Origin of the sequence: Nocardia sp. NBC_01730, from assembly GCF_035920445.1 — a bacterium.
Lineage (GTDB): Bacteria > Actinomycetota > Actinomycetes > Mycobacteriales > Mycobacteriaceae > Nocardia.
Genome location: NZ_CP109162.1, coordinates 549,906 through 563,244, shown reverse-complemented (window position 1 = coordinate 563,244; position 13,339 = coordinate 549,906). Strand labels below are relative to the sequence as shown.

The following is a 13,339-nucleotide window of genomic DNA, read 5'->3' as shown; positions in this document are numbered from 1 at the left end:
CCCGGAGATCTCTTCATTCTGGATCCGGCCGATGACCTCGCGCTCGCCGAAGTCCTCCGTTGTCAACCCGTAGTGTTCTCGCGTGTAATAGTCGAGTTCGAGGCCTGCGTTATCGGCCTCCCACCACACCAGTGCGGAGCTGAGCAGCGGATCGACATCGGGTTCGAGCAACCGGCGCAACTCCTGCGCGATCCACTCGTCTTTTGTCATCGATGACCGCGGCAGTCCCGGTGTGACCTCGACATCGCCGCGCACGACGCGGCCGACCTGGTTCGCGAGGATGTAGACGACCTCGGCTGGGTCGTCCTGGGCATCGTCATTGACGTGGATGACGTTGCTGTCGAAATCAACACCACCGTATCCCCGCTTCGGCCGGGAGTACCGGCATGTCCACCCGACGGATTTCAGTGCCTTCAGGGTGTCGACAAGCCACGGCGAATGCAGGACCAGCTCATCCACGTCAGGCCCGAGACCGGTGACCACTCCGCGGTGTTCATACCACATCTCCACGTAAATGGGGTGATACGTCTTGTAGTAAAACCCGTCCGGGTCCTCGAACATGTTCGCGACGATGCGCTCGCGCGCCTCGTCCCTGGTTATCCGCCCTTCGGCATAGAGGTGGTAGGTGTTCTGGGTGAAGAGGTCCTGTGCGCCGATGTCGGGCCCCTCGGCTGCCATGATCTCCGCCCGCGCCTGGGCAGATACGAGACCAGCTTCAGCCTTACACTCGAATCGGTTGTGCAGCTGCCGTCGGACCCATGCATCCCGGGTATCGCTGTCGTGCGGCGGTTCGATGACCCTGACACTTTCGGTATCCGTAGCGTGGCCGATCTCGTGTGCGAGAACTGCCGTGATCGTCAACGGATCGCCTTTGACATGGGGATCGATAGAGATGAGCTTGATGTCGTAAGCGGTCCAGTGTCCCGAACCTTTCGCTCCGTACTGGATCCTCCAGCCGTCTTCCAGAGCTGTCGTCAGCCTCTTCATGAGCGACGGAGACTTCTCGACCAGCGCGTACACTTCCTCCCCGAGCGCACGCGAGACCAACTCCTTGACATCCACCTCCGGAATTCCGGTGTCACCATCGCCCACGTCGCCGACCGTGGTCTTCGCCATCACGATCATGGCGCCGAAGGCTGCAGCCCCACCCGCCAGCCTCAGCACACGCCGTCGCGACCAGCCATGCTTCCCCGCACTACCGTCGTGGCCTGCATCACCGCGATTCCCATTCGCGGCCATCAAATTCCGCAACCACGGCGGAAGGAACCGGAACCACCACTGCGGGTCACTTTCCGCCGCGCCGAGGACATCGCCAGAGTCCAGGGAGATGGCGGTGGTGCGTGAATTGTCTTCCTGGACAGCGCCTCCATCAGCGTCGACGCTGCCGGAACCGACCCGCTCAGCGGCATCATTCGGCTCGGTGTCCGTGAGCGGCAACCGATTCCCCGCGAGCTCGTGGTAACGCAGCACCGCATCCCGCAACCGCCCGATCAGAACCTCACGGTCCTCGGGACCACTCGCCTCCAAGGCTTCGGCTATCGCCCGCTGCCGATCGGGCGGTAGGAATCGGACGTAGTGGGTGTGACCGACCGTCTCGAGGTGGCGTTCGGCGTGCTCGTACGACATCAGCAGGTCCGGATCGGCCCCCACCACAGCGGCCGCAGCCCTCAGCTCGCCCTCCGCCGCAGCCAGCCGTTCCGGCTTCCGCTGGTCGCCAGGCATATTCGGCGGGGTTACCTGTGTTGTGTCTCCGTCGATCTCGACCCGGCCGATGCCCAGTCCGCCGAACTCGTTGCCGAGGTGGGTCCAGCGGCGGAAGTCGACGTCCATGCCGTCACCCAGCTGACGCCGCAGCTCGTGGTCGGTCCGCAGCAGGCCGGTGAGGAACGCGACCACGTCGTCGACCGAGGCCCGGACTTCGCCTGCGACCACCAGGCGGTCGTCGACGACTCCGACACCGAACCGACTGTCGGCCGTCTCGATCACCCGCAACGGCATATCCGCTGTGGACGTGGACGTTTCGTAGGCCTTCTTGGTCGGCACGCCGTGCGCACGACCGTCCGCGCCGACAAGCCCCTTCTCGCCCTCCAACACCCGCCACGGCGACTCACCACGAATCGTGAACGTGACGGCGTCGTACAGCTGACCCACCAGGAACAGCGGATCGTCGGCGGACGCGCCGATGTGTCCCAGCAACCGGGCCACGTGCGCTCGCAGCACCGTGTCGATTTCTTCGAAACCGGCTTCGCCGTGCACGGCAGTGTAGGTCAATTCCGCACCGTCAAAGGTGATTTCGTACGACACCCCCCGCATCATCGTCACGACGACATGCACGCCGTTGTCGTCACGGTCCGACGTCACGGTCGCCATCGGTGCACCGTCGTCGCCGATGGCAATCGCGTCGGAATCCGGCTCCATCGGATCGACCAGCGCGTCCCGGACGATAGTCATCACGGTATCGACGACATCGCCGTCGACCTCCCAGCCGCGCAACACGTCCCCGGTCCGCTGCACCTGCGCGCGGATCGACGACTCACCGTCGGGCCCCACGGCGGCGAGCGGGTCCGTCGGATCGCCGGCCTCGCTGCGCTGCGCATCGGCTGGAACCGGCGCACCGCCGTGCTCGGCCGATGCCAGATCCGTGCGGAACGTGTATCGCGGGACGGTTGTGTCACCGACCACGTCCAGGTTCTCGAGGTCGTAGTCACCGATGTCGTCGAGCACCTCGATGGCTGCATCGGTCGCCACCCGGTCGAAGGCGTACAGCCGCACCTCGAGCCGCATTCCGCCGGGCGCTGGCACCAGTCGCGCATCGGCCGCCACGTGCGTCGTGCCCGACGCCTGCGCCAGCGCGACCAGTCGACGCGCCGCATCATCGACGGCCGCGCCGTCGATGTCGTCGGAGATCAACTCATCGAGCCACTGTCGAATGCCGACGACATCGAGGCGCTGTCCGTCGTTGCGTTCGAACTCGATTCGGTCGGCGGTGTCGTCACCCTCATCCAACCGGTAGGTGAACGACGCCGCCGACCCGTCGGGGCTCTCGCTGACCAGTGTCACCGGCCAGCCGTCGATCCCCGCCTCGACGCGGGTCGCAGTCAGCGAGCCGTCGGACATCAACTCCCACAGGAACCGCCGTTCGCCGACCGGGGAATCGTTCAGCTCGACCTCGCCGAGGTGCACCAACCGGTTCCACTGGATCAACGCCGTGCGCCGCCATTCCGGAGAGTCGAACGCGCCCTCCCAGCGCAGCTGTACCCGCCCGTCGGCGGCCACCAGCAGCAGGATGCGCACCGGTCCGCTGCGAATGTCGATCTGCCAGTAGTATTCGGCGGATTCCGACTCGGTCGGCGCGCTCAGCGCGACCTCCCCGCCGTGTGCGGACAGCACGCCGCGCACGTGATCGGCCACCTCGATGGCGAGCGCATCGGTCACGTCGTCGGAGAGTGTCTCCACGATGGTGCCCGTGATCGACTCGAGGTCGTCGCCGGCCGACACCTGCTCCCGCAACACCTCGCCGGCCAGTTCCCGGTCCGGGCCGGAATTGCGGTGCCAGCCGCCGAAACGGTCCGGATCGCCCAGCATCGGACCGCGAGTCGGCCGATAACGCCCGCGGTCATCCGGGCGCTGATCCCCGTGGCCACGGGTGGTGCCAGGGATGGGACGGGAATCAGTCGACTCGGTCGGGCTCGCGGTGTCCCGACGGCGCATCGACTCCTCCGACGCAGCGGCCGGCGACATATTCGCCTGCCCCAACAGCGTCCAGAGCTCTGCGCGGGAGATCCCCATGGCGCGAGCGGCTTTCGCCGGTTTCACGTTGTGCAGCCAGATGAGCCGGGCGGCACGACGAAGGTGCGGCGGCAACTTCTCGACATCACGACGTTGCACGGCACGCGGTTCGGGTTCGACGTAGATGGCGCTGCAGCCCTGCGGGGGCACAGCCACCCGGCGGTGCACCACCTTGGCGACCCGGCCGGATTCGCCGGTAACCCAATAGCGCCTCAGATTATGCTGATTCAGCACGGCGATAACAGATTCGGCTGCGCGCGCGGCGTCCTCGCCGCTCGCCTCCGGCAGGTGCACATCCAGGCTGGGGCCGTGCGATCGCCCGGCCAGCGCCCGCGCCACATCGGCCAGCGCCACCGGCGTCGTCCCCGGCGCATGCTCAAGTATCGGTGTGCCGTCGGCGGCAAGCACGACCCGGGCGGTGAATCGGTCCGCGTTCTGCGACAGCGCCGCGATCACGGCGGGCAGATCCATCGTCGCGTCGAGACTCACCTCGGACGCCCTCGGGCCGCCGGGATCCTTCGGCACGCCCCGCACGTCCGGAATGCGCGCTGCGGCCGAGCGAACGTGCTGCGGCGCGGCGGTTTCGAATCCAGTCACCCCGAGGTTCATCGCCCGGTGGATGGCATCGACGTCATCGGTCACCGCCGTGACCGGAATCCCCTCGGCACGCATCACGACAGATCCGTCGATCGGCACCCCCGGCTCGAGCACGATCTCGCGCGCACCCGCCCGCAACGCCCGATCGAACACGTCGGGCTTGCGGGCGGCCACCGCCTCCGGCGTCAGCCGGGCCACGACGTCCACGTCCTCGGGAACGTGATCCCACACGCGCGGGTCGCTGCTCGAAACCCCGTACGACACCTCGAGGTCCGCGAGCGCGCTGAGGCACGCGCTCACCGTGGCCGCCACCTCTCGATCGCTGCGCAGACCGGCGGTGGCCAGCAGCACATGCAACGTCACACCACGCTCAGCCCAAAACTCGGTCACCGCAGCCACGTCCATCGCACCGTCGGCGAAGTCGGCGACCACCTCGCCGGAGGCCGTCACGCTCACCGGCACCTCGACCACTGTCGCACCCGCGTCCACCGCCGCGCCGACCTCGGTCATGGAGCGGACGGCGGGGTGCCGGACCGTCGCCGCCACCGCGGCGGCTCGCCCACCATTGGCACTCCACCGCCTGCCTGGCGGCTCTCCGCGTCCGCTTCCGTCGTGACTGCGCGGGCCGGACACATCACCCAGACCGGGATGGTTCGGCGGCCGGCCACGGCCTGAAACCGGCGTTGTGTACACCGTCCACGGCGATGCGACGATGGCGCCATCGGGACCGAATTCGACGTCCGCGCCGATCCCGGCACCGACAGGGACATCCGAATCCGCGTATCTGGTCAGCGTCAGATACAGCGTCCGACTCGAGACACACACGTCGCCGTCCACCCCGGCGGCACGCAACGCGCCCACCATCGCCTCGGCGTCCGACGCCGACAGCGCTGTCACCGAGTCATGGTTCGCCGTCACCGCGTCGTCGCCGTCCGAGTCGGCGGCGGCCTCGCACGACCATACGTTCACGGTGGTCGCGGCCCGCACGTCCGGATCGGCTGACGCCAACAGACCGAAAGTCCGACCGTCGACGGCGATGTCACGGACACGGCCGAACCGATCCTCGATCTGGATCCAGAAGCCTTGCTCATCGTGGTGTGCGTCGATGAGCATTGAATCCGACGGCCACGGCGCCGGAACCGGATCCGCGCGGACCTGCCGTCGACCGTCCCAGGTGTCGACGTGCCGCACCGGGGTGAACATGGTCCGGTGCTGCTGAATCGGCATGGTCATCCACCGCTGCGCGAACTCGGTCCGCTCCAGGGTGCCGAAACTGATACCCGCCCGCCGGCCGTCGTTGCCGATCAGCCGCACCCGGCGCACATGCTCGGGCCGGAAACTGTGCTGCTTGCCTCGCTCGTCGACTCCGGTGAACACAGGGGAACGACCGCCGTTCCAGGCCTCGACAATCTCGCGCGCCATGTCGTCGGCGCCGACGTCGTCGATGATCGTCGCATCCGGCACAGCCGGAGGCGTAAGCCACAGTTGACAGCGCACCACGAGGCGGGTTCCGCGGGCGTCCATGTCGAACCCATGGGCATGAGAACCCAGCAGGTCGGTGATCTCGCCGCGATGCCTGGCCTGATCCTTGGGAACAGTGACGGTCAGCCGGAGAATGGGGACACCCGCGACGGTGTCGATCTTCGCGTCGATGGCCGACGGAGCCGCGGTCACACTACTGTGCAGCCGGAGCAAAAGATCGGCGGCCTGACCGAATCCGGGGTTGTTCCCGCCGGAGGGCAGCAGCGGCCCGAGCCGGGCGCTCAGCCGGGCGCGCACCAGCTCCTCCCGCTCGCTCGGCGACGTCGGCGGATCCGCCGGACCCGGAACCACATCCAGCAGCGACACCCGGCCGGTGAAAGGGTCGGCCCGCGCAGCGTCATCGGTGGACGGGGACACCGGCCGCCGCGGATGTCCGCCGGAACTGCGCGTGGGTCGCCCGTCGGGCGGTCCGGCCGGCGGATGGAAGTCCGAACGCACCGGCGGACCGACCTCCAGTGTGCCCTGTGCCGCGGCATTGAACTCGCTGCGCCGCACGGTGTCCGGCGATGGCAAACCCGGCACCCCCGACTCTGCCGCAGGCACATCGTGGCCCGGTTCGCCAGCAGGCGGGTCGACGCTCTCAGCTGCCGTACCGATTGGTTCCAGTTCGTCTCCGCGCCACGAGATGCCGTTGGCGGCGAACCAGGGAACCAAGCGGTCTGTCATCGCGTCCAGGATGTCAGCGACTCGTTCAGACTCGTGGCCGAGGTTTACGGAGGTGCACTGGGCAGTCCCGCCGTTGTTGTTGCGCTGCACCAGAATCGTGACGATGCCCGGTTCATCCTCAACTGGACCCGGTTCACCCTTAACTGGATTGAGTGTCAAAGTAACCGACACCCCATCTGGTATTGACGTCACTTCGGTGACCTGCACCCAGAAGTCATCCCCAAACCCAGCGAAAATGTCTTCGGCCGCACTGAGCCCGCCGTCGATCAGATCGTCAACTGCAGGCGCCTCAGCGCCGTCCCACCACAACCGCCCCTGAGGTTTACCCGAGACATCCAGCTCGAGGACTATGCTCGGGTCGACGCCATGCTTCGTCAGCTGATTGCACAGTTGAGCAACGAACTTTGGATCGTATTGGGCGTGTTCGAACAATTTGCTGTACGGAGTGACACTTGTGATCCGGCCGTTCTCGACCTCCCACACGCCGAATGCGGCGACGCCGTCGCCTCGGGACGCCAATGCCGCCGTCGGGTAGTCGTGGATGTACTTCGACGTGACGAAGGTGCCCGAGGAACTAGCGAGAACGAAGTTGGTAAGGTCTGGACCGCTGTTGTATAGCTCGCCGTCCGCAGTTCGGAACAACCCGTGCTCATCCACCTCGATCCATGTGCAGGACTCCTCCAGCACGGCGGCAAGCGGCCAAGCAAGCCCTTCTGGAAGCGCCACATACTCGTACGCACCGCCCTCCGGCACGGGTTGAGCGTCTGGACCAGTGGAGAGGAACGCCCGGTTCTCGTGGAAGTACTCCCCAAGTACCGCGGACACGTCCGCCATCATCTCCGACAGCGGGGGCGTGCCAGGTCCCTGCTGAACTACGCCGTCGAGCAGCCCGCTCGGACTGACGGATACCTCGAGTCGACCATCGATAGAAGCGTAATCGATGTCATACCAGTAGCCACCATCAGTTGACCAGCCCACGGTCCACGGCGCGCCCCCCTCGCCGGATATGCGCACTGATACGTAGTGCACCCCACCGTCATCCACCACCTGTACCGACACCGCTCCGCCGGTGCGGTGCATCACCTCTGCGGCCGGCACGACCGCCAACTTCACGACCGTGCGAATCTGCTCCGGAGTAGCCCATTCGGTCGCCCCCATCACCTCGAGAATCTGCTGCCGTACCGAATCCTTCTCGACAGCGAGCGGATCGAGTTCGGATCCGCGGTCCGGCATGCTGTCAGCAATCTGCTGCTTCGCCCTGGCACCATCGGTTTCCGAACCAACGTCGGCACCGGATTCGCCGCTGCTGTCATCGGCCTCCGCAACGAACAGTCCTTCGTCAACGGCCTGGTACGACCCGAGAACCTTGTTGCCGGAGGCCGTCGGCCGCAGTTCAAGCACCACACCATCATTGGTTCGCGCCATAACCAGCTCAGCGGGACGGCCGTCGATCGCACGCCGACTACCAATCTCCTGTTCAGCCAACGAGTTCCACAGGTACTCGCGATCCGGATCGCCCAGAGCAAACAGCGCGGGGGTACCCAGCAACTGGTCGGCCAGCAGGATCAACGACATACGGCCTTCACTGGCCCACGCACTGTCCCACACCAGCGGCAGCGTCAACGACAGCTTGCTGCCGTCGAAGCTCATAGTCAGCGCCGGGTTGTTGTCAGCGTCCGTGGCGTTCACGATGACCACCGGGCCCGTCGCACCGTCACCGACACTGACGTCCGCGAACCCTTCGTGCGCGAACAACGCGAACTGGACCGCGGTTCGAGCCGCCCGGATCTGATTCGGCGTCAGCCCCCGGTCGGACAGCGAGCCTTCGACCGCCGGGTCCCATGCCTGGGAAACCCGCACGCTCCAGAGCTGCTCGTCCGCCATCGTTGCGTCGGAGGCAACCTCAGTAACGGGAACATCGGTATCCGCTGACGGCTCCGAATGACCCTCCAGCCCGTCCTCAGGCGGAACATTCTCCGGAAACCTGCGCATATCGGGGTGCCCCTGCGGCCCCCGCATCATCTTGCGGTCACGACCACTCCAACCGCCCAGCCGGTCCGTACGACTGGCCCCACCCTCAGGTCCGCCACCCACCCTGGTATCGGTCTCGTCGTCTCGATTTGTGCCCTCGCCAGGTGCGCTGTCGGGCAGCTTCTCCCGCTGTTCTCGCGACGACTCCGTCGATTCGGCCTGGTCAGCCGGATGGCCACCCATCAGCTCGTGGATCGCTTCATGCCCCTCGGTGGCGCGCGCAGGTGCCAGCTCCATCGTGGCCCACGATTCGGGGCACGCCTCGTTCAGATCGAATGATGTCGTGCGTGGATTGATCGACCGCTCACTGAACTGCGATTCGAACCACGGCACGAAGTCAACGTCGCCGCGGGGACGTCCATGGCAGCGCCCCACCAGCACATCCATGACACGGCTCTCGGTTCGTTGCTGGTGGGTCCAGTACGCCACCCGCCCGAGTTCGTAGTACACGGCCGTCTGGCCGGGATGATCGCTACTGTCGGCGACATAGCCAATGGTTTCGGCCACAGCGGCGGTGAACAATTCCCGGTTGCTCATGAAAACCTCGTTGAACACGATCCGGGTCGAAACACCACCCCTGCCGTCGGACTCCTGATACGTCCAAACGACATCGTCCTCGCGAGCCGACGGTAATTTGCGACGCATCTGCACGAATGTGGCGACGCCGATGCCATCGAGCCCGAGCCACGGGTACTTGGCCAGAGCCGCATCCGCACCAAGCACGATCTCGTCAACCGTTTCATTCGGAACCAACGACCGAAGGCCCGACACCTCGACACCTCGACGCTCAAGCGAGTCGAAAGTCCGATCGATCTCGGTATTAACCTTCAGACCGGCGGGGGCCGCTGGATCGCCATCCGAATCACCGTCGCGCCATTTCCGGCCTTCCCGTCGATGGCCGGTATGGCTGCGCTTCGGATCCCTGCCGAAATTCGTTCGACGACCGGGCTTCTCTTCGACCAGCGGAATATCGACAGTCTCGGCTGCCCCCGCGGTGTCGATCTCCAGCCGCAGCACCGGTTCGCCACCGGAGTCGACGCACGACATCGCAACCTCGGATTGTTCACGAACATCGACCGACCCCGGCGACCCCAGCGACCGCACGACCTGCCGCACAACAGCATCGACTACGGCGGCGGGCGTGCCCGGCGGGAGGATCTCATCGAGGTAGGCGCGAATCTTGTTGCCGGTGGGCATCGTTCCGGCCGAACGCGTGAACTGCACACTCGGCGCCGAATCTTCGATGACGGGCGCCATCTCGCCATCGCCCAACCCAGCGGCGATCTCGCTGGCCTTCCCCGCAGCTGCCGTAGCGTCGTCGGGCGTCGCGGAAGTCGCGGAAGTCTCCGAGCCGCCCAGCTCGGATTCCCACTTCGACTCCGACGATGATTCCGGGCCGGATTCCTCGGACCCACCACTCAGTGCGACTGCTGGCCGCATCTCGTCCAGCCACGCGCCCGTCTCGATCGACAGCGCCCGCGCAGCGGCGGCAACGTCGTCCGCGTCCGGCCCGTGGAAAGAGCTGGGGGAGAACTGGGTGATCTGGCCATCGTTGCCGGGTCCGAACTGCCAGACGAGCGGCTTCCGCACACCATTGTCGAGCTCCAGCCAAAAGATCAGCCGCACACCGCCGTTGCCCGCCCGCTCCAATCTGTCGAGCTGGATGGTAAATCCGTCGCCGCGGCCGCCGAAGAACGCCCGGATCTTGTCGAGGGACAGGTCGAGCAGCTCGTCCACCGTCAGATCGGTGTAGCGACCCAACCACAGTCCCCCTTGCTCGACGTCGGCAAGGGCCATGTCCTGTTCCGCTGACGGCGCATCGGAATCCGGCAGCTCGGCCGTGAGGTCGGTGGTCGGCGTCGACGAATCGGGACCCGACTCCGTCTGCTGTGGAACAGATTCGACATACCTGGCCGGCTCGCCAACCCCAGACCGCTCGCGTTGCAGCGACCGGTTCGGTGCCCGGCCGGACACCGTCACTGTCACATTCGACTGGGTGCCGGGGACCCCAGCGTCGGTGAGCAGCTCCATCGCGCCCTGGAAATCAGCGGCCTCATTGCGCCAACCGGCTACCAGCTTGCCGAGCAACTGAGAAGAGAAGCCGGTCGGGCGCCCCTTGCCGTCACGTTCGAGCGTCCACGTGAACGCCAACTCACCGTCGGTGCCATCGATGATCAACGAAGCCGCGCCGAATGCCTCGATGCGGAGGTGCCCGGACTTCTCCTGGAACCGGATATCGACATAGTCGGTTCCGCTGCCGGACAACACATCCTGGAGCATTCGTGCGGTGTCCACGTCGAATCCCCACGCCGTCAAGACGTGGGTCAGCTCACCGTTTCGCCGCAGTGTGTAAGGCCGGGCGATCCAGGCCGACAGGCCGGTCTGTTCATCACGAACAGGGCCGGTTCGGGGATCCCTGGATGTGGTCGTCGCGGTATTGGAGCGGTGCGCCGCGAACCGTTCGACGAGGCCGGCTTCGACTTCGTTCAGTGTCTGGTCCGACGGTTCTCCGGTCCCCGCCTCGTCGCCCTCCAGTCCCGAGGTCGGCTGTTGACCGCTGAGCAGTTTCGCGACTGACGCAGCGACCGCTTCCCCAACGCTCAGCAGGGAACCATTGCGGCCTTTGGGAAAGCCGGATTGCTTCCACTGCTGGTACTTGGAGTCGGTGACATCGTCGACGTACCGCTTCTGCTCCGTCGAATAGCGTTCACGAAGCCCCGCATCGAGCTCGTTGTGTGCATATGCTTCAGGATCGCTCTCACCACGGAAGTCGTTGGACTCCAATAGATACGCCGCAGCGCCGATCGCGTGACCGAGCACGGTCGTCACATCGTGGGGCAGATCCACCGCCCACGAATGCGACTCCAGCACGCTCGACAACCAGCCTTCTTCGGTGAAGATCCGCCGGTTGAGCACGAGCACCGACCACCGATCGGCTCCGTCGCCATGAATCTCCACCTCGTACAGTTGGTCACTGTCGTCCAACTCGGCCACGGAGATCACCCCGGGCAGTGCCACAGCCTCGGAGTCGCGTGCGCCTTCGAGGAAAGCCGCGATCCCGGCGAACATTGCCGGCGTGACGGCGTCATCGACGACGAGCCCGTTCAGTCCGACTTCGACCCTGGATGCCTGCTCGGCACGAGCCTGTTTGATCCGCGAACGCCGACCATCGACCGTCGTGGCCGCTGAACCTGGGGCGGTGCCGCCCACCTCTGATGCCTGAGCTGCGTTCTCCTCGTCGGCCATCCGTGGGCCACCCGGACGACTTGTGGCCGCGTCCTGATCCGCGGGCACCGAATCACGCTTCGGCACACCGGCATTCCCTGGCTGATACGCCCCATCCACGCCCCCGTACGCAGGGTAATCCGGCGGCAAGAAGAGCGACGAAGCCGACGGAGAACTGGGCGTTTCAGGTGTTGGTGCCGCGGCGTCCTGGGTCGAACCCGATTCGGTCCCGCTCCCCGATTCCTCCTCCCACGCCTGCAGCGCTTCCCGCAACTCCCGACGATCGTCGGGGTCGATTTCGGGGCCCGCTACGAGCTTGTGTGCCGCCTCCAGCACCTGCTCCCAGCCCCAGACATCCACCGCCGGGACCTCGCTCCGAGGACGGCCCAGCCGTTTCCACATCGCGCTCTCGTTCGCATACACCTCACCCAACTTGCGCCGAAGCGCACACTGAGCAGGCGATTCCGCTCCGGCCTCGACCACCGCCGTGTCTTGCTCGCTGCCACCGCCCCGAGCTTCGTCAGCTGTGGACGAGCCATCCTCCGGTGGAACGTCAGTGATGCTCGAGTCCCGCAGATGACTGTCGCCTTGCTCGGGAGGCAGGCCGGCCTCCGACAGCTGGTACTCGCCCAGGCCCTCCAGACCGGGCATGAAGTGGGTGTCTTGCACGCCGTTGCCCAGCTGCACGCGCGGCCGACCTGACAGTTTCAGGGTGGCGTACATCGCGAGGTTGCCCTGGTCCTGTGACGCACGGACCTTCTCCTCGATCCAGTCCTTCGCACCGTTCGCGCCGGGGTGGTCGAAGCACGCGGCAAGCTGTGAGCACACGTATGGCGCCCAACCCTCGTCCAGCGACCCTTGATGGATGTGTGCCGTCGTGGAAACCGACACCTGGCGGTCCTCAGGTCCGCCGGATACCCGCAGGTAGGTGATCGCCGAGCCGGCCGAGTTAAGGAATTGCAGTTGCAACCAACCGTCGTACGCCTCCAGACCGACCTGCGGGCATCGATTCTCGAGGCCCTCGATGTAGCGCAGCACCAGTGCGCGTTCGCGGTCATCGAATTCCGGATGCCCATCGAACCAGGCAACGAGTGCCTCGGTGTCGGCGGGGGATCCGACGAAACCGGCCGGTGCAGGCGCACTCTGAGCCTCAGCGTCGACAGTGCGGTGTGCCGCACCAATGCCGACTGGCCCGGCCGGCTTGCCTCCCAGCTGACCCACCACCTCGATCGCGAGGCCCGGTACCAGGTCCAGAACAACGTTCCCGTTCTCGTCACAGAACGCCCCATACGGGAGACGTCGCCGCTGATCAATCTGCGCTGCGACCTTTTCGCGTTTCGACGTGTCATCGCTGGGCAGCCCTCGCAGCTTGTCATCCAACGCTTCGTCGAGCTCGGGATTGATTCGACTCACTATGATCTTCACCGCGATCGGCCCCAGGCCCGCCGGTCGCTGCGCGACCTTATCCCCCAGGTCCACCAACTGCTCG

General features: G+C 66.0%; 1 protein-coding gene (running past both ends of the window). It reads right to left on the bottom strand.

Every position in this 13,339-nt window falls within one protein-coding gene, locus OHB12_RS02500, for an inositol monophosphatase family protein, read on the bottom strand. The gene is 85,926 nt long; 56,523 of those nucleotides lie to the left of the window and 16,064 to its right, leaving coding positions 16,065-29,403 in view, spanning codon 5,355 (partial) through codon 9,801 (complete); the first complete codon in reading order (the gene reads right to left) occupies positions 13,336-13,338. Both codon boundaries (start and stop) fall beyond the window edges.